16 protein-coding genes, 1 pseudogene and 2 riboswitches are annotated in these 18612 nt (G+C 44.2%); of the genes and pseudogenes, 15 read left to right on the plus strand and 2 right to left on the minus strand.

The annotated features are described in order from the left end of the window. Positions 1-100: 100 nt before the first annotated feature. Together gabP and AC0OMA_RS03655 are read right to left on the minus strand one after the other, a co-directional pair. Positions 101-1510 carry a GABA permease gene (gene gabP / locus AC0OMA_RS03650; RefSeq protein ID WP_015382983.1) on the minus strand — a complete coding sequence of 470 codons (1410 nt, stop codon included), beginning with the start codon at positions 1508-1510 and terminating at the stop codon, positions 101-103. Positions 1511-1547: 37 nt separating this feature from the next. Beyond that, positions 1548-1835 (minus strand): hypothetical protein, encoded by a 288-nt coding sequence (locus AC0OMA_RS03655; RefSeq protein WP_046340212.1) that lies wholly within the window; start codon positions 1833-1835, stop codon positions 1548-1550. A 73-nt stretch (positions 1836-1908) separates the two neighbouring features. Between AC0OMA_RS03655 and mneS the strand changes: the two genes are divergently transcribed. The 15 genes and pseudogenes from mneS (at position 1909) to purB (ending at position 18567) form a co-directional block, all read left to right on the plus strand. Then, on the plus strand, positions 1909-2781 hold the full coding sequence (gene mneS, locus AC0OMA_RS03660) for a manganese transporter MneS (RefSeq protein ID WP_015382984.1): 873 nt from the start codon (positions 1909-1911) through the stop codon (positions 2779-2781). A 349-nt stretch (positions 2782-3130) separates the two neighbouring features. Beyond that, positions 3131-4093, plus strand: a complete 963-nt coding sequence (locus tag AC0OMA_RS03665; RefSeq protein WP_041337788.1) for an AAA family ATPase — start codon at positions 3131-3133, stop codon at positions 4091-4093. Continuing rightward, a complete protein-coding gene (locus tag AC0OMA_RS03670; RefSeq protein ID WP_474221916.1) occupies positions 4093-5289 on the plus strand; it encodes a DUF58 domain-containing protein in 1197 nt (398 codons plus the stop codon). Before AC0OMA_RS03665 ends, AC0OMA_RS03670 begins: the two co-directional genes overlap by 1 nt. 21 nt (positions 5290-5310) lie before the next feature. Beyond that, the gene (locus AC0OMA_RS03675; protein ID WP_474221917.1) at positions 5311-7524 is read left to right on the plus strand and encodes a DUF4129 domain-containing transglutaminase family protein; all 2214 of its coding nucleotides are present in this window, start codon (positions 5311-5313) and stop codon (positions 7522-7524) included. Positions 7525-7686: 162 nt separating this feature from the next. After that, positions 7687-9228, plus strand: a complete 1542-nt coding sequence (gene guaA / locus AC0OMA_RS03680; RefSeq protein WP_031315522.1) for a glutamine-hydrolyzing GMP synthase — start codon at positions 7687-7689, stop codon at positions 9226-9228. 107 nt (positions 9229-9335) lie between these two features. After that, entirely contained in the window at positions 9336-9869 is a 534-nt protein-coding gene (locus AC0OMA_RS03685; protein ID WP_015482893.1) for a sigma-70 family RNA polymerase sigma factor, read from the plus strand. Then, entirely contained in the window at positions 9851-11317 is a 1467-nt protein-coding gene (locus tag AC0OMA_RS03690) for a DUF4179 domain-containing protein (RefSeq protein ID WP_181218467.1), read from the plus strand. Before AC0OMA_RS03685 ends, AC0OMA_RS03690 begins: the two co-directional genes overlap by 19 nt. A 147-nt stretch (positions 11318-11464) precedes the next feature. Continuing rightward, positions 11465-11566: riboswitch (purine riboswitch) on the plus strand. Positions 11567-11700: 134 nt separating this feature from the next. Next, positions 11701-13023 carry a hypoxanthine/guanine permease PbuG gene (pbuG, locus tag AC0OMA_RS03695; protein WP_181218470.1) on the plus strand — a complete coding sequence of 441 codons (1323 nt, stop codon included), beginning with the start codon at positions 11701-11703 and terminating at the stop codon, positions 13021-13023. A 210-nt stretch (positions 13024-13233) separates the two neighbouring features. After that, the gene (locus AC0OMA_RS03700; protein ID WP_014479057.1) at positions 13234-14037 is read left to right on the plus strand and encodes a hypothetical protein; all 804 of its coding nucleotides are present in this window, start codon (positions 13234-13236) and stop codon (positions 14035-14037) included. 158 nt (positions 14038-14195) lie between these two features. Next, positions 14196-14363, plus strand: a complete 168-nt coding sequence (locus AC0OMA_RS03705) for a Fur-regulated basic protein FbpA (protein ID WP_015482895.1) — start codon at positions 14196-14198, stop codon at positions 14361-14363. Positions 14364-14576: 213 nt separating this feature from the next. Next, positions 14577-15131, plus strand: a complete 555-nt coding sequence (locus AC0OMA_RS03710) for a DUF2179 domain-containing protein (protein WP_015482896.1) — start codon at positions 14577-14579, stop codon at positions 15129-15131. Continuing rightward, positions 15131-15329, plus strand: a pseudogene (locus AC0OMA_RS03715) (NETI motif-containing protein). Before AC0OMA_RS03710 ends, AC0OMA_RS03715 begins: the two are co-directional and overlap by 1 nt. Before the next feature lie 79 nt (positions 15330-15408). Beyond that, positions 15409-15510: riboswitch (purine riboswitch) on the plus strand. 141 nt (positions 15511-15651) lie between these two features. Further along, complete coding sequence (gene purE, locus AC0OMA_RS03720; RefSeq protein ID WP_003244134.1) at positions 15652-16140, plus strand: 5-(carboxyamino)imidazole ribonucleotide mutase; 489 nt, start codon at positions 15652-15654, stop codon at positions 16138-16140. After that, positions 16133-17275, plus strand: coding sequence for a 5-(carboxyamino)imidazole ribonucleotide synthase (gene purK, locus AC0OMA_RS03725; protein ID WP_047182205.1), 1143 nt, complete (start codon positions 16133-16135; stop codon positions 17273-17275). The genes purE and purK overlap by 8 nt, the downstream gene beginning before the upstream one ends. Next, on the plus strand, positions 17272-18567 hold the full coding sequence (gene purB, locus AC0OMA_RS03730) for an adenylosuccinate lyase (protein WP_474221918.1): 1296 nt from the start codon (positions 17272-17274) through the stop codon (positions 18565-18567). Before purK ends, purB begins: the two co-directional genes overlap by 4 nt. The last annotated feature ends 45 nt before the right edge of the window (positions 18568-18612 follow it).

Genomic DNA, 18612 nt, shown 5'->3' on the forward strand with positions numbered 1-18612 from the left:
ATAAGGACGTGATGGTTACAAAAAATCTTCGTGCTGCAGCCCGCCCGAAGAAGAAAATAACAAAATCCTAAACGGCAGGCCGTTTAGGATTTGATCAGCATTAAGGCAGGATATCGGGCTGCTGCTGTGTAACTGGGTTGGCAGCCGCTTTCTCGCTCACCTTGCGTTTTCTGAACACAAGGTAAGAAATCAGAACGATTCCCGTGATGACGCCTGTCAGCAGCAGCTCGTCTCTCATGGAATCAATAAACGCCATGGATACTAAAATTCCGCAAATGGCGATGATGGTCAAGTAGGTTAGGAAAGGGAAGAGCCACATTTTGATCTTCAATGCTTCTGGGTTTGTTTTTTCGAGTTTTTTCCGCATTTTCAGCTGGGAAACAGCGATGACAAGATAGACGAGTAAAGCGATTGCGCCTGATGAGTTGACTAAGAATAAAAAGACGGTATCCGGTGAAAAATAGTTCATTACGACCGCGATATAAGAGAAAAATGTCCCGGCCACAATGGCTTGTACGGGAACGCCTTTTTTGCTCAATTTCATAAAACGGCGCGGCGCTTCGTTTCTTTCTGCAAGAGAATACAGCATTCTGGATGTGGTATACAAACCTGAATTCAGGCAAGAGAGTACGGCTGTGAGGACGATAAAGTTCATAATCTGTGCGGCTGCGGGCACTCCTATATGCTCAAGTACAGCGACGAAAGGGCTTTCTAAAATATTTGCTGAATTCCATGGCAACAGCGCCACGACAATGGCGATTGAGCCCACGTAAAAGACGATGATGCGCCATACAACGGATCTGGTGGCTTTTGTCACAGATTCGATCGGGTTGGATGTTTCCCCTGCTGCAATGGCAACGATTTCAGTTCCCATAAAAGAGAAGATGACAACGACAATGCCGAGCAATACGGAGCTGATGCCTTCCGGGAAAAATCCGCCTTTGCCTGTAAGATTCGATAAACCGACTGGCTCACTGCCCGGTGCAAAGCCAAAAATAAAGGCAAAACCAATGATTAGAAAAGCAATGATAGTCACAACTTTAATGAGGGAGAACCAATATTCAAACTCACCGAAAGACTTAACGGAGTAGACGTTTGTCAGGGTGAGCACAATGGTCAAGATCAAACTTGTCAGCCACAGCGGAATATCATGGAACCAGTATTGAATAATGCCAGCACCGGCAATGGCTTCGATCGCGATGACGATCACCCAGAAAAACCAGTACAGCCAGCCGATTGTAAATCCTGCCCACGGTCCGATGGCGTCGTGAGCGTATTGAGAAAACGATCCGCTCGTCGGGTTTACGGCAGACATCTCACCGAGCATTCTCATAATAAAAATCACCAATAATCCGGCTAACGCGTAAGAAACAACGGCACCCGGACCGGTCGAGTGAATCACTGAACCGCTGCCTACAAATAGGCCGGCTCCGATTACACCGGCAATCGAAATCATTGTCATATGGCGGGTCTTTAATTCCTTTTTTAATCCTGATTGAGACTGGTTCATAAGTTACCTCCTTTTAAAATGCAATCATTACTGAATATTATGATAATTGAAACTCTATCATAAATATACAGTTTGTCGAAAATTCGTGTAAGAAAATATACCAGCTTATTTCAAATTTGTAGTGTTTTGTTTGCGCTTTCAGCGAATGTGTGGAAAAAATGTTTCGTTTTTTATTCGCTGTGTGATTTTGTGTACTATTTACAATTCGATAGAATGCGAGAAGCGCTGGTGTCATTGGATCTGATGGGCTTTTTGGCGGAGCAAATAAATTGGATGAGTGAAAAAGAGTTCCATCGTCACTATTTTTCTGTGGCGGGTGAATCATGTTTCTGTAGACCCACTGCGGTTCAGCTTTGTAAGATAATAATAGCCAAATGTGAGCGGGGAGGAGGTTTTGTATGGAGAGATATGATGAACTGAAAAAGGGAGAATCCGGAGCGCTGGTCAGCATTGCCGCGTATCTTGTTCTTTCCGCAATTAAACTGATCATCGGTTATCTTTTTCACTCGGAAGCACTTACGGCAGACGGGTTAAATAACACAACTGACATTATTGCTTCTGTTGCTGTGCTGATTGGCCTGCGCATCTCTCAAAAGCCTCCTGACGAAGATCATCCATACGGCCACTTTCGAGCGGAAACGATTGCATCGCTTATCGCATCGTTTATTATGATGGTTGTCGGACTGCAAGTGCTGTTCAGCGCCGGAGAATCTATTTTTTCTGCTAAACAAGAGACGCCTGATATGATTGCGGCTTGGACGGCAGCGGGCGGGGCAGTCCTGATGCTGATTGTTTATCGGTACAATAAAAGGCTGGCCAAAAAGGTGAAGAGCCAGGCGCTCCTTGCTGCGGCTGCTGATAATAAATCAGACGCATTCGTCAGTATCGGCACATTTATCGGCATTGTGGCTGCTCAATTCCATCTTGCTTGGATTGATACGGTCACTGCGTTTGTGATCGGTCTGCTTATTTGCAAGACCGCATGGGATATTTTTAAAGAGTCATCTCACTCTTTGACAGATGGATTCGACATAAAGGACATTTCTGCTTATAAACAGACAATCGAAAAAATCTCCGGTGTGAGCCGTTTAAAAGACATAAAAGCAAGATACTTGGGCAGTACGGTTCATGTTGATGTGGTGGTTGAGGTATCGGCAGATTTAAATATTACGGAAAGCCACGATATAGCCAATGAAATCGAGCGGAGAATGAAGGAGGAGCATGCGATTGATTATTCGCATGTTCATATGGAGCCTTTAGAACACAAATAATGGAGCTTCCTGTCACAGGAAGCTTCAGCGTGTCGACAAACCCTCGCATTCGTTGTCAGGACTACGCTTCGGTGCTCACGAATTAGAACATTCGCTCCGCTCCTATGCTCGTCCTTCCTAGACTTCAAGGGTTTTCAATCACGCTGAAAAGATGACAAAACCCTAAAATGAAAAGCATTTTAGGATTTTGTCAACAATCTGGAGCTTCCTGCCACAGGAAGCTTTTTTGTGTGTTTTGGCCAGCTTTATTGGAAACAATTTGCTAGAATCGTTTTTTTATACAGATTGCTTTTTGTGGTAAAGTTAGGTTACATTATGATGAATTTTGTAGATGACTAGGAGGACAATAATGGCATATCAAGAAGACCTGCATCCTTTGCTGGGGAAAGCAGTTGAACATATTAATAGAGTAATGGTTGGAAAACGAGACATCGCCATACTCAGCTTAGCAGCCCTTCTTGCCAAAGGGCATGTGCTGCTTGAGGATGTACCCGGAGTCGGAAAAACGATGATGGTCCGCGCGCTGGCAAAGTCTATCGGCGCCGATTTCAAAAGAATCCAATTCACTCCGGATTTGCTGCCATCTGATGTAACAGGGGTATCTATCTATAATGCGAAAACGATGGAATTTGAATATCGTCCCGGCCCGATTATGGGAAATATCGTGCTGGCCGATGAAATCAACCGTACCTCTCCGAAGACACAGTCGGCTTTGCTCGAAGCGATGGAAGAGGGAAGCGTCACGGTAGATGGCCATACGATGCAGCTTGCCGCTCCGTTTTTTGTGATGGCAACGCAAAACCCGGTCGAATATGAAGGAACCTATCCTTTGCCTGAAGCTCAGCTTGACCGTTTTTTATTCAAACTTCGGATGGGTTATCCGTCCTTTAATGAAGAGCTTGACGTCTTATCTCTTCAGGAAAAAAGCCATCCGATTGAGACGCTTGAGCCGGTCATTGCAAAAGAAGACTTCATCCGTTTACAGCGGGAAGTGCAAAATGTCCGTGCTGATGACAGCATTAAGGAATATATCGTTGAAATCGTGCAGAAAACGAGACAGCATCCTTCTGTTCAATTAGGCGTCAGTCCGCGCGGCTCAATCGCCCTCATGAAAGCGGCACAGGCATACGCGCTGCTGCATCATCGCGACTATGTCATCCCGGATGATATTCAATATTTAGCTCCTTTCACGCTGCCGCACCGGATGATGCTTCATCCTGAGGCAAAATTTGAAGGGATTCAGGCAGAAGCGATCGTAAGGGAGATCATGTCAGCTGTGAAGGTGCCGGTTCAAAGGTCGTCGGTCCGCTGATGAATAAGAAATGGCAATGGCTCGTATATGGTTGGAAGCTGATTATATTAACTTTATTGACGGCTGCTGTTTTTTCTTATGCGATGTTTCAGGGCGGCTTTGTCAGCTGGTTTTTGTTTTACGCGTTTCTCCCTTTTGTCTTGTATGCCGGGCTGCTGGCCTTGTATCCGCTCCGTTCTTTTCAGGCTTCAAGGCAAATGGATAGAACACAATTGCATGCGGGGGACAGGCTGGGCGTAACTGTTACGCTGAGAAGAAAGCTGCCGTTTCCGCTGATGTATATGGTAATTGAAGATTGCCTGCCAGAAGGAATTGAGTCCTTCAACCGAGACGGAGCCGCGGCCAAACGGCTCGTTTTTCCTTGGTTTAAACGGAGCATGACGATGTCGTATGAATTAGCTCGGGTACCGCGCGGAGAGCATCACTTTCATTCTGTCAGGGTGCGAACCGGGGATGTTCTTGGCTTGATTGAAAAAACAGCATTTTTTGAGCTGGATGATACCCTGTTTGTTTATCCATTCTTTCAGCGTTTTTCCTATCAGGTGAATGAGAGGCATCAGGAAGACGGTGTAAGCGGTTCTTCTCCTATTCATCAGCACCATTCCTCAGTCGCAGCAAGTGTGCGGAATTATCAGCCCGGAGACCGGTTTGCTGCGTTAGATTGGAAGACCTCTGCACGGCGGAGCCAGCTGATGACGAAGGAATTTGAGCCTTCTCGCAGCAAAAATCTGTTTCTGCTGATGGACCGTTTTTCCTCAGAAGCATTCGAAGAGGTCGTTTCAGTGACAGCTTCGATTCTTCATTCTGTTTTAAAAAACGGCGCTGGCGCTGGCTTGGCTTCCATCGGAAAGGAAAAAAACATTTTCCCTATTCAGGAAGGGGATCAGCATTTTAAGCACATGCTTCGGCATTTAGCCATCGCTCATTGTGATGCGGCAGACCCGATAAGCCGACATGCACGGGAAGAGCTGGGAAAGCCATCTGTTCGCCAAGCTGATCAAGTTGTTGTCACGGGACATTTAACGGAAGATATGCTGCACCTCGCAGAAATAGGAGGCGGCCGGGTTACGGTGATACTGGCAAAAGAGAAAGATGCTGAGCTCTCTCAAGCTGAAAATGTCATGATTGAACGCATGATGAAACGCCAAATCAGAGTTCGGGTCATGAGGGGCGGGCGAGTTTCGCGTGTTGTTTAGAAAGAGAGGTGACTGGTTCACATGCCGCACGATGATCACAAGGGAAGCCGTTTGAGCTTGCTGTTATTTTATTTTCTGGCTTTTTTATTGCTGTGGGAGTGGCTCAGGCCGCTGGACAGTTTTACTGAAACGAAACATACAGGCTTTTTTAGTGTCTTTATCGGCTTGACGTTTCTGCTGACTTTTTTCAGGATGAGGTGGTTTGTCACCGTTCCTTTTTGTGTCATATTTACATTGATCTCGATACACATCCTGTTCTATCAAGGATCTATATTCGACTTGAGCTGGGTCAGCTCTTTTTTGCAGGATGTCTATCTGAATATCACGCTGATTCAATCTGGGCAATGGAATGACATGATTCCTTCATTTCGGACCCTGCTGTTTTTTGTGCTGCTGTGGCTGCTGGTCTATCTCCTGCATTATTGGGTGATTTACCAGAGAAGAATTTTGTTTTTCTTTTTGATGACAGTAGCGTATATTACGATTCTTGATACCTTTACGCCATATGATGCCACTTTTGCCGTCATCCGTATCGTGCTGATCGGCTTCTTTATGCTGGGCCTTTTATACTTGGAACGCATTAAGCTGATGGAAAGAATCACACTGCCAAAAACATCTGTCCTGAAATGGTTTCTTCCTTTATCTGTATTGGTTTTGGCTGCAACGGGATTCGGACTCGCCGCTCCAAAATCAGAGCCGGCCTGGCCTGATCCGGTGCCTTTTCTTAAAAAAATCACTCATCAAGACCGCGTGTCTGCAGGGGAAAGCAAAATCGGATACGGGAATCATGATGAATCACTCGGCGGCCCGTTCCAGCAGGATGCTACACCTGTTTTTACATGGCAGGGAAAAGAGCGTACGTATTTCCGTGTGGAAACGAAGGACACGTATACCGGAAAAGGCTGGATTGAAACAGACACAGGCATGTCGTATCAGCTTAGCAATGGAAAAGTTGAAAATCTGTGGTTTGACCATAAGGTTGCGACAGAGCGCCGCACCGTCCGTGTAAAAATCGATAAGCACTACGGGTATAACCATCTGATGTATCCGATTGGTGCGGAAACCATTCAGCCAAAGCAGGCTGTCTCACTTGAAATGAACGGCAACACGGAGCAAATTTCTCCGATCAGTGAACAAGCCGGTGAAATCAGAAATATGGGGAATTATACTGTAACGTACAATTCCCCGGTCTATAAGCTGGATGAACTGAGAAAGGTAAAAGTGAGAAAAAACAGTGAGGAGTACACATTCAGCGATCGCTACATGCAGCTTCCAGATTCACTGCCAGAGCGGGTGAGAACCCTTGCGGTCAAACTGACTCAGGATCACGACAATATGTTTGATAAGGTGAAAGCGGTTGAGGACTATTTAGGGTCAAATGCGTTCACATATGAAACAGAAAACGTGACCATTCCTAAGAATGATGAAGATTATGTCGATCAATTTCTCTTTGAAACGAAAATGGGTTATTGTGATAACTTTTCTTCCGCCATGGTGGTGCTCTTGCGCTCGGCCGGGATTCCGGCCCGCTGGGTAAAGGGTTATACGTCCGGCGAATACAAAGAAGCAGGAAACAAAAATGGCAGCATCTACGAAGTGACAAATAACAATGCCCATTCCTGGGTAGAGGTGTATTTCCCGGAACAGGGCTGGGTTACATTTGAGCCGACTAAAGGGTTTACAAATCCGGCTGAATTTACTTCTTCTGACGCAAAGGACTCCGGCAGCGATAACAGCAGCTCGCCGAAGAAAGCAAAAGAGAAACAGAAAGAAGAGAAAAAACAGCCGCAAAAAGAGGAAAAACAAAAGGAAAAGCGGGAGCCAGCTGTTTCTAAAAAGCCGTCCGCTTCGCATACCAATGCCGGTGCGGGCTTGTATGCAGCGCTTGCGGTTCTTGCAGTCCTCCTGGTGGCAGCTGTATTGCTGTATGTTTTCCGCTCGTTATGGATTCCTGTTTTCGCCGTGAGGAAATTGAAGCGGCGCAGCGATCAGCACGCGTTTTTTGAGGCATATGACGCGCTGCTGAAACAACTGAAGAGAAAAGGGCTGCCGAAACGAGGCAGTGAAACGCTGCGTGATTATGCAAAACGAATCGATGAAAAATACGACATAGAAGACATGTCAAAGCTGACATTAAGCTATGAAAGGGCGCTTTACAGAAATGAAGATTCTTCGGCGCTATGGAATGATTCGAGAGAGTTATGGGAAAATTTAATTAAAAGAAGATGGTCTTGACCACTTATCGACGTGTTGTTAGAATTAGTGAATATTATCGGAGTCTGGGAGCGAGTTGGCCTGACTCCGGCAAACGGCCTTGCCAAAGAGGGCGGAGCGAGCTTCATATCTGTCCTCGTTTTTTTCTGTGTCAAAAAACTTAGAGGAGATTAGGTGACAACCATGACAAAGTTAGTGAATGAAATGATTCTTGTCCTTGATTTCGGCAGTCAGTATAACCAGCTGATTACACGCCGTATCCGTGAATTCGGTGTTTACAGCGAGCTGCATCCACATACATTGACGGCTGAAGAAATTAAAAAAATGAATCCAAAAGGAATTATTTTATCCGGCGGTCCAAACAGTGTGTATGATGAAAACTCTTTCCGCTGTGACGAGAAAATCTTCGAGCTTGATATTCCTGTTTTGGGAATTTGCTACGGCATGCAGCTGATGACTCATTACCTTGGCGGTAAAGTTGAAGCGGCAAGCCAGCGTGAATACGGAAAAGCAAACATCCGCATCGAAGGCACACCTGATTTGTTCAAAGATCTTCCAAACGAACAAGTGGTTTGGATGAGCCACGGCGATTTGGTTGTAGAAGTTCCTGAAGGCTTCACTGTTGACGCGACAAGCCATCACTGCCCGAACTCAGCAATGAGCAAAGCGGACAAAAAATGGTATGGCGTTCAGTTCCACCCGGAAGTGCGCCACTCTGAATACGGCAATGATCTTCTGAAAAACTTTGTATTCGGTGTTTGCGAATGCGAAGGCGAATGGTCAATGGAGAACTTTATCGAAATCGAAATGCAAAAAATCCGTGAAACGGTCGGAGACAAACAGGTTCTTTGCGCGCTAAGCGGCGGCGTTGATTCCTCTGTTGTTGCTGTTTTGATTCATAAAGCGATCGGCGACCAGCTGACTTGTATCTTTGTAGACCATGGTCTTCTCCGTAAAGGCGAAGCTGAGGGTGTTATGAAAACATTCAGCGAAGGCTTTAACATGAATGTGATTAAAGTAGACGCAAAAGATCGATTCTTAAACAAACTAAAAGGCGTTTCTGATCCTGAACAAAAACGCAAAATCATCGGTAATGAATTCATTTACGTGTTTGATGATGAAGCGGACAAGCTCAAAGGCATCGACTACCTTGCACAAGGTACGCTTTACACAGATATCATCGAGAGCGGTACAGCAACGGCGCAAACGATCAAATCTCACCACAATGTCGGCGGACTTCCTGAAGACATGCAGTTTGAGCTGATCGAGCCGTTAAACACGCTCTTCAAAGACGAAGTGCGCGCGCTTGGCACAGAGCTCGGCATTCCGGATGAAATCGTATGGCGTCAGCCGTTCCCAGGACCGGGCCTCGGAATCCGTGTTCTTGGCGAAGTAACAGAAGAAAAACTGGAAATCGTTCGTGAATCAGATGCAATCTTGCGTGAAGAAGTTGCAAATCACGGGTTAGAGCGTGATATCTGGCAATACTTCACTGTTCTACCTGACATCCGCAGCGTTGGTGTTATGGGTGACGCAAGAACATATGATTACACAATCGGAATCCGCGCCGTTACATCAATCGACGGCATGACATCTGACTGGGCGCGTATCCCGTGGGATGTGCTTGAAGTCATTTCGACACGTATCGTAAACGAAGTGAAGCACATTAACCGCGTGGTGTACGATATTACAAGTAAGCCGCCTGCGACGATTGAGTGGGAATAAGTAAATAACAAAGGAAAAACGTCCCTTTCAAAAGGGGCGTTTTTTTTGTTAACTTTTTGAAACCGTTTCGACAGTTTTCGTATCTAACAACATAGGAGGTGGATAAGGTGAAGGAAGAAAGATTGATTACAAAGGCGAGAAAAGGAAATGCTCGGGCCTTTGAAAAGCTTATGCTGGCACATCAGGAGACTTTATATAAAACAGCTTATCTCTATTTAAGAAATAAAGAAGATGCACTTGATGCTGTACAGGAAACAGCTTATAAAGCTTTTATCAGTATAGAAAAACTAAAAGAGCCAAAGTATTTTTTAACGTGGCTTACTCGAATATTGATCAATTCCATTTTTGCCATGAATAAAAAGAAAGGAGAATTGGTTCCGTTCGAGAAACATCACGATACTGGAATCGATCAAGGTAATATTGAGGAATATATAGACCTGCGAAATGCACTTGATACACTTGATGAACATGTTCAGCTCACGATTCAGCTCTATTATTTTCAAGATTATTCGATTTCAATGATAGCTGAACAAACAGGAATGGCAGAAGGCACAATTAAAACCCATTTACATAGAGCGAGAAAAGCATTGAAACAGGAGCTGGAAAAGGAGGATCAAAACAAATGGACAAACACCAAATGAAGCAGATGTATGATGACATAGCAGTGCCAAAGAAAGCACTCAAAAAGGCAATACATCAAGCTGTCGTTCGTGCTGAAAATGAAAGTAACACAAGGCGCCGTTTTAAATGGGCACGAACTATTACAAATGGAATGGCTATTGCTGCTGTGGTATGTATATTGTATTTATCATCTGGTCTTTTTCTTCCCTCTGTAAACAAAGCGATGGGGAGCATACCCATTGTCGGACAAATTTATAAGGATTTTCAAGATAAAGTTGGTCTATCATTGTTTAAAAGCAATTTGGTCACAGCTTTAAATGAAAAAGCAGACTCCAGGGGAATCACTGTTTCTGTAAACAGCTCCTATTACGATGCCGGACAGCTTGTTTATAACTTCACTGTTGATAACTTCCACTCTGATGAAAAAGAGATCATGTATGATGTCGACGAAACGAGTTATAGCGACAACTTTTCAATCAACTACGATTCCTTAATGCTTAAAAAATTAAATAACAAGCAATACGCAGGACAATTAAGGATTTATACAAATGGTACTGAAATAAAAAATGGGGAAACCGTGCCCTTTGTAATTACTCATATCAATGAAATACAGGGAAATTGGAGATTCAAACTGCCTATTACCAAAAAGAATGCGGGTTATTTAGAAAGCTCAAAAGTTATATCGGCTTATCATAATCGTTATCAATTTTCCAATATTCAAGTGGAAAACGGGAAACTTGGATCTGTCCTTCAATTTACAATCGATTATCAAGGCATAGCAAAGCATGATACGGTTGAAATTAACGAAGTCAAAGATGATTTAGGAAACACATATGAGATGACATCGTCAAACATCGAACTTGGAGACCGCAAAAAAGTAAACGAGAGAACGGTTAGAGCAAAAGGACAAACACAGTTAGAATCACCAATTAATCCAAAAGCGAAAAAGCTAACATTAATAGCTGATATTAAATCTGAGGCAGAGGGCAGTGAAATTATCCCGTTAAATGCAGAGATGCCATTTCATGTTTCAGAAACAAACCATCAAAACATAGGGATTGAAATCAACAACATTAACCAAAAAGGAAAGAAAGTATTGGTTCATTACCATTTCACTGGAATTGATACCTCAAGCGTGGACGAAAATAAATTAGTGAATATCGGTGAAACGATTGGCCTTGGTGATATAAAAAAAATGCAATCTTGGCCTGATCCAGTAGGTGATTATGAAGAAGGTTATTATTTGAAAGGAAATATTGCTAAAGTGAAAAATATGAAAACAGCCGAAATGGTATCTACTTTTGAACTGGATGATGATTATAATGATAAGCTGTCTTTAAAGCATTTTGAGTTTAATGAATACGGTCTGTATATTGATAACGGCGTTTTAAATGACCTGATTCAACTAAAGCCATTCTCGTTTACTGTACCAGTGCATCAGGTGAGTCAGCCGACCGAAAAAAAATAATCATAAGTTGAAAAGCCGTATGTTGCCATACATACGGTTTTTATCATTGTTACCAATTTAGTCAATAGACGAATAAACCAATTTTTTTAATAAGTAATGTTCGTTGTTTATATTGTCAATTCAAAATGAACTTGGTACAATAGACACAGAAATCAAATAAGATGAATTCGTATAATCGCGGGAATATGGCTCGCAAGTCTCTACCAAGCTACCGTAAATGGCTTGACTACGTAAACATTTCTTTCGTTTGATATAAATAAAACACGTTTATTTATTCGAACTGAAATCCGTCTGTAGTCAAGCGTCCCAAAATTATTGGGGCGTTTTTTATTTGGCGATTTCAGGACAGAATAAATAGCAAAGAGTGAAGGGAGTCAAATAGCTTGAAAAAGTATTTTCAGTTTGATGAGCTGGGCACCAGCTATCGCAATGAAATCATTGGCGGATTAACGACTTTTTTATCTATGGCATATATTCTGTTCGTCAATCCGATTACGCTTGCTTTGGAGAGCGTGAAAGATTTTCCGGAGGCGCTGAGAATTGACCAGGGTGCGGTCTTTACGGCGACAGCGCTGGCGTCTGCAGCAGGCTGTATCTTAATGGGAGTAATAGCGAGATATCCGATTGCCATCGCGCCGGGTATGGGGCTGAACGCGTTTTTTGCGTTTTCTGTTGTCCTTGGTATGGGCATTTCATGGCAGGCAGCTTTGTCTGGTGTTTTTATTTCAGGTCTTATTTTCGTTGCTCTTTCTTTAACAGGTTTTCGTGAAAAAATCATCAACGCCATTCCGCCTGAGCTGAAATTGGCAGTCGGTGCGGGGATCGGCCTGTTTATTACATTCGTTGGTTTGCAAGGCTCAGGAATCATTACTGCAAATCCTTCTACGCTCGTCACGATCGGAAACATTCACAGCGGTCCTGTGCTATTAACGATTTTCGGTGTGATTGTCACGGTTATTTTAATGGTGCTTCGGGTGAACGCAGGCGTGTTTATCGGGATGCTATTAACAGCGGTAGCCGGCATGATTTTCGGTTTGGTTCCGGTTCCGACTCAAATTATCGGCAGTGTGCCAAGCCTTGCGCCGACTTTCGGACAAGCGTGGATTCACCTCCCGGATATTTTCTCTGTACAAATGCTGATCGTTATTTTAACATTCTTGTTTGTCGGATTTTTTGATACAGCTGGTACACTTGTTGCTGTGGCAACACAAGCTGGTTTAATGAAGGAAAACAAATTGCCGCGTGCGGGCCGTGCGCTTTTAGCTGATTCATCTTCTATTGTGATCGGTGCCGTGCTTGGTACGTCTACAACAACTTCTTACGTGGAATCAAGCTCAGGTGTCGCTGCGGGTGCCCGGTCAGGATTTGCCGCAATTGTAACAGGGATTCTCTTTTTACTGGCTACGTTTTTCTCTCCGCTCCTATCAGTCGTTACGTCAAATGTAACAGCGCCGGCGCTTATTATCGTTGGTGCATTGATGGTGGCGCCGCTTGGCAAAATCGCTTGGGATAAGTTCGAAGTGGCCGTTCCTGCTTTCCTTACCATGATCATGATGCCGTTAACGTACAGCATCGCGACTGGTATTGCCATCGGATTTATTTTCTATCCGATTACGATGGTGTGTAAAGGAAAAGCCAAAGAGGTACACCCAATCATGTACGGGCTATTTATCGTATTTATCCTGTACTTTATCTTCTTAAAATAAGAATTGAAAAACCAGCTGCACCGGCAGCTGGTTTTTTTGTTGCAAAAGATAAAACCATTTCATACGATATACCGTCATGTAGATGTGCCGCCATGCTTTACTTAAATGGAAATGACTTGACTGTTCAGGAAGGCTTCGGTACCTTATATAAGTGTTTTATTTTCTTGCTGAATGGTATTCCGCCGTATTTTTTTGATAGGAGTTGCTGACATGACGGAAGAAAGAAAAGAAACGTTTGAAGAAGAAATTAACCAGAGTGAAAGAATAGATGCAGATGAAGAACCGCTATCGAGAATGTCCAGAAAGGCGAGCCGGCAAAGCAAGCAGAAGCAAAAACAAAAGCAGAAACCGCGCCAAGAACGCGGTGAATCAACTGTTAAAGACAAGCTTGCGTCTGTTTGGGCAGCCATCAACAGATATTGCGGTTTTGCGTTCTCGATTTTAAAATCACCGGCGAAAACTGTCGTAACGGATGGTTTTTCTCATTATAAGTACGGTCTCATTTCAATGCTTATATTCAGTATCATTTTTTCAATTGGGAATTGGTTTCAGTTAAAGGCAAGCTGGAATCGGCCGCTCGGTTTCGGAGAACGCCATCATGCTTTCTATGACGGGTTTTTAGTTGTTCTTGTGTATCTGCTGATCTTTTTCGCGGTAATGGTCTTTGCTATATGGGCTGTCTCCCGCTATATGATGAAGCAGAAGGTGACGTTCAGAGAAGCGGCTGCCGTATTGGGTTCATTGCTTGTACCGGTAATTGCTGTTTCAATCCTTTGGCTGATCTTTGCGATCGTAAATATCCCAATGCTGACAGTACTGTTTACGGTGCTGATCTTGTTTTCCATCTTTTTTATCATCGCGCTGTATGTACAGCGTGTGTACCAGGCGGCACAAGATGCACCAATTGATTATATCTATTGTGTATTTGCAGTGGTTGCGATAGCGCTGCTGTTTACGGCAGTGACTTGGCCGTTTATTTCTGAATATTTTACGGCGTCGCTGATTCCGCTTTAATGAAAAAACCGGCTAATCCTAGCCGGTTTTTTTATGTCACACTTTTTACAAATATATCTAAAAAACATAGTTGATTTGTAGGATTAACCCGTGTATGATGGGGAAAATGCTGAAAACGTCCAGCGCAAAAACCTTTATGTTTAAGGAGGATGATGGACATGGCTGATGTGCTTCGCCGAGCAATTAAACAAAAGAAGCAATTTTTAAAAACCAAATTACTGCTCTCGGAATTTTATCAAGGAAGAGGGGAACAGCTTGCTGACTACACGCTGAGTGAGCTTGAGAAAGAATACAAGTCCCTTCAGAAAATGAAAAAAGAGATCTGACAATAGATATAAAGAGGTGAGTCTGCTGAAAAGCGGGCTTTTTTGTTTTGATTTTGAAAAGGCGAGAAAGAGGGTAAACTACTACTGTTCAACGCATAAAAGCATGTCGAAATATTTTGCTTAAGCTTACGGGCGAAGCTGATTGTAAACGGCTCATTTCTCTAGTAGAATATGAATGCTTTGTGCAAGCTGAAGAGTAGGGGGATGAATAAAATGATGCAAACCATCTTATCAAATGGGATAGCCATGGTTCTCATAATTCTCATTATTAATATTGTCTATGTGTCATTTTTTACGATAAGAATGATTTTAACGCTGAAAGGACAGCGTTATTTAGCGGCCGGCATCAGTACGATTGAAATACTGGTTTATGTGACAGGGCTGAGTCTGGTGCTAGATAACTTAGACCAGATTCAAAATGTGATCGCGTACGCGCTCGGTTACGGTCTTGGCGTAATTGTCGGCATGAAAATAGAAGAAAAGTTAGCGCTTGGCTATATTATGGTCAATGTGATTACGAAGGAGCTCGATCTTGATCTTCCGAAGCAGCTCCGTGAAAAAGGCTACGGCGTGACAAATTGGGTGGCAGGCGGGCTTGAAGGCGACCGCACAGCCCTTCAGATCCTGACGCCGAGAAAATATGAACTCCAGCTATATGATACGATTAAAACACTTGATTCAAAAGCCTTTATTATTGCGTACGAACCAAAAACAATCCACGGCGGCTTCTGGGTCAAAGCGGTGAAGAAGAGGAGAATTAAAGAATAATGGCAAAGCCGAAGAAGAAAAAGTTTGAAGTGACAGAGCAGCAAACGATTGATGCGGTGCTTCAGCAAATGAAAGAAGAAGGATATCTGCCTGTAAGGCGAATGGAAGAGCCTATTTTTATGGAAAAAAAAGGAAAATGGGTCAATTCAGATCGTTCCGTGCGGGAAAAAAATCGTATTTGAAGGGAAATTGATCTAAAACACGAACATTAGTAGAATGAATTTTTGTATCGTTCGATAATATCGTTGACATTATCCATGTCCGTTGTTAAGATAAACATGAAATCAAAACACGACCTCATATAATCTTGGGAATATGGCCCATAAGTTTCTACCCGGCAACCGTAAATTGCCGGACTATGCAGGAAAGTGATCGATAAAACTGACATGGATATATCGCAGAAGCGAACGACTGACGATACATGTACCATGCCCGGTTTGTATTGCTTCCTCATAAGTGCAATGCAGAGCGGGTATTTTTTATTTTCTGAAAACAAAAGCATTAGAAGGTGGGGAACAGAATGCAGCCGCTAGTAGGAATCATCATGGGAAGCACTTCCGATTGGGAGACAATGAAACACGCATGCGACATACTTGACGAACTCAATGTTCCGTACGAAAAAAAGGTCGTTTCCGCTCACCGGACGCCTGATTTCATGTTTGAATATGCTGAAACTGCTAGAGAAAGAGGCATCAAGGTGATCATTGCCGGTGCCGGAGGAGCGGCGCATCTGCCAGGGATGACGGCTGCGAAAACAACACTGCCAGTCATTGGAGTTCCGGTTCAGTCCAAGGCGCTGAACGGAATGGATTCACTTCTTTCCATCGTCCAAATGCCTGGAGGCGTGCCTGTTGCGACAACATCCATCGGCAAAGCGGGTGCTGTGAACGCAGGCCTGTTAGCGGCGCAAATTTTGTCAGCTTTTGACGAAGACCTTGCCCGTAAGCTGGATGAGAGAAGAGAAAATACAAAACAGACAGTGTTAGAAAGCAGTGATCAGCTTGTCTAAACAAATCATCTATCCGGGAGCTGTAATCGGCATTATCGGCGGCGGCCAGCTTGGGAAAATGATGGCTGTGTCCGCCAAACAAATGGGGTATAAAGTCGCGGTCGTTGATCCGGTGAAAGATTCGCCGTGCGGGCAGGTTGCGGATGTCGAAATTACCGCTCATTATAATGACCGTGAAGCGATTCGAAAATTGGCTGAAATCAGCGATATCATCACATATGAGTTTGAAAACATCGACTATGATGCGCTACATTGGCTAAAAGATCATGCGTATCTCCCGCAAGGAAGTGAGCTGCTGCTCATTACCCAAAACCGTGAAACAGAGAAAAAAGCAATTCAAGCCGCGGGATGTGAAGTCGCACCGTACAGCATCGTCAAAACAAAGGATGAACTGAAACAGGCGGTACAGGAGCTTGGGCTTCCGGCAGTGCTGAAAACATGCCGCGGCGGGTACGACGGCAAAGGCCAATTTGTGATAAAAGAAGCGGCGCAAATGGAGCAGGCAGCCGCTCTGTTAGAACACGGAACCTGCATTCTTGAAAGCTGGGTTTCTTTTAAAATGGAACTGTCGGTGATCGTCGTCAGATCGGTAAACGGTGAAATTTCAACATTTCCGACAGCTGAAAACATTCACCACAACAATATTCTTTTCCAAAGCATCGTGCCCGCACGGGTAGAGAAAGGGATTCAGCAGAAGGCTGCTGATCTCGCAGGTAAGCTTGCAGATGAGCTTAACCTTGTCGGACCGCTTGCAGTTGAGATGTTCCTGACAGAGGACGGAGAGCTTTTGGTCAATGAACTGGCGCCAAGACCGCACAATTCTGGGCATTATACGCTGGACCTTTGCGAGACGAGCCAGTTTGAACAGCATATCAGAGCGGTATGCGGGCTTCCGCTTGGGAAGACAGATTTGCTGAAGCCGGGCATGATGGTGAATCTTCTCGGCGATGAAGTGAAGCTTGTTGAGGAAGACCCGGAGCTTTTAAAAGAGGCAAAGCTATATATATACGGAAAACATGAAATCAAAAAAGGCCGCAAAATGGGGCATATTACATTTATGAAGCAGCCTGAAGACGAATGGATTCAGGAGATCACAAATAAATGGATGAATAGAGACGGAGGACAAGCAGAATGATCGAACGTTATTCAAGACCTGAAATGTCCGCGATTTGGACGGATGAAAACAGATTTCAAGCATGGCTGGAGGTAGAGATTCTTGCCTGTGAAGCGTGGGCGGAGCTTGGCGTCATTCCAAAAGAAGACGTAAAGCTGATGCGCGAGAACGCGTCATTTGACATCAACCGCATTTTAGAAATCGAACAGGACACGCGCCATGACGTTGTCGCTTTTACACGCGCCGTTTCCGAATCACTGGGCGAAGAAAGAAAATGGGTGCACTACGGATTAACGTCAACTGACGTTGTTGATACGGCCCTTTCCTACTTATTAAAACAGGCAAACGATATTCTGCTCAAGGATCTTGAGAGATTTGTTGACATTATAAAAGAAAAAGCGAAAGAACATAAATACACAGTCATGATGGGGCGCACGCACGGCGTACACGCTGAGCCTACAACTTTCGGCTTAAAACTTGCGCTTTGGCATGAAGAAATGAAACGTAATCTTGAGCGCTTCAAACAAGCGAAAGCAGGCATCGAGGTTGGAAAGATTTCCGGCGCTGTCGGCACATATGCGAACATTGATCCATTTGTTGAACAATATGTCTGTGAGAAGCTCGGATTGAAAGCAGCACCGATTTCCACTCAAACCCTTCAGCGTGACCGCCATGCTGACTATATGGCAACACTTGCTTTGATCGCGACAAGCATCGAGAAATTTGCTGTGGAAATCCGCGGACTGCAAAAGAGTGAAACACGTGAAGTTGAGGAATTTTTCGCGAAAGGGCAAAAGGGTTCATCTGCAATGCCGCATAAACGAAATCCGATTGGCTCTGAAAACATGACAGGCATGGCGCGCGTGATCCGCGGCTACATGATGACAGCTTACGAAAATGTTCCATTATGGCATGAGCGCGATATTTCTCACTCTTCAGCAGAACGGATTATTCTTCCGGATGCGACAATTGCGCTGAACTACATGCTGAACCGCTTCTCCAACATCGTGAAGAACTTAACGATCTTCCCGGAAAACATGAAGCGCAACATGGACCGCACTCTCGGCCTTATCTATTCTCAGCGTGTGCTGCTTGCTTTGATTGACACAGGCCTTACACGTGAAGAAGCCTATGATACAGTGCAGCCGAAAGCAATGGAAGCGTGGGAAAAACAAGTGCCGTTCCGCGAGCTTGTGGAAGCGGAAGAGAAAATCACGTCACGTCTTTCTCCGGAAAAAATTGCTGACTGCTTTGATTACAATTACCATCTGAAAAATGTTGATCTGATCTTTGAACGTTTAGGTTTAGCATAGAAGAAGCTTTTAGCGGCTTCTTCTAAGCCGCCGCAGTTTGAAAAT

Source organism: Bacillus sp. AMCV2, assembly GCF_056033925.1.

Excerpts from the sequence above, each read along its gene's own strand:
- AC0OMA_RS03670 (WP_474221916.1), top strand. The coding sequence starts at position 4,093 with ATGAATAAGAAATGGCAATGGCTCGTATATGGTTGGAAGCTGATTATA.
- gabP (WP_015382983.1), bottom strand. The coding sequence starts at position 1,510 with ATGAACCAGTCTCAATCAGGATTAAAAAAGGAATTAAAGACCCGCCAT.
- AC0OMA_RS03700 (WP_014479057.1), top strand. The coding sequence starts at position 13,234 with ATGACGGAAGAAAGAAAAGAAACGTTTGAAGAAGAAATTAACCAGAGT.
- AC0OMA_RS03690 (WP_181218467.1), top strand. The coding sequence starts at position 9,851 with ATGGACAAACACCAAATGAAGCAGATGTATGATGACATAGCAGTGCCA.
- AC0OMA_RS03665 (WP_041337788.1), top strand. The coding sequence starts at position 3,131 with ATGGCATATCAAGAAGACCTGCATCCTTTGCTGGGGAAAGCAGTTGAA.
- AC0OMA_RS03705 (WP_015482895.1), top strand. The coding sequence starts at position 14,196 with ATGGCTGATGTGCTTCGCCGAGCAATTAAACAAAAGAAGCAATTTTTA.
- mneS (WP_015382984.1), top strand. The coding sequence starts at position 1,909 with ATGGAGAGATATGATGAACTGAAAAAGGGAGAATCCGGAGCGCTGGTC.
- guaA (WP_031315522.1), top strand. The coding sequence starts at position 7,687 with ATGACAAAGTTAGTGAATGAAATGATTCTTGTCCTTGATTTCGGCAGT.
- AC0OMA_RS03655 (WP_046340212.1), bottom strand. The coding sequence starts at position 1,835 with ATGATTCACCCGCCACAGAAAAATAGTGACGATGGAACTCTTTTTCAC.
- AC0OMA_RS03710 (WP_015482896.1), top strand. The coding sequence starts at position 14,577 with ATGATGCAAACCATCTTATCAAATGGGATAGCCATGGTTCTCATAATT.
- purB (WP_474221918.1), top strand. The coding sequence starts at position 17,272 with ATGATCGAACGTTATTCAAGACCTGAAATGTCCGCGATTTGGACGGAT.
- purE (WP_003244134.1), top strand. The coding sequence starts at position 15,652 with ATGCAGCCGCTAGTAGGAATCATCATGGGAAGCACTTCCGATTGGGAG.
- AC0OMA_RS03675 (WP_474221917.1), top strand. The coding sequence starts at position 5,311 with ATGCCGCACGATGATCACAAGGGAAGCCGTTTGAGCTTGCTGTTATTT.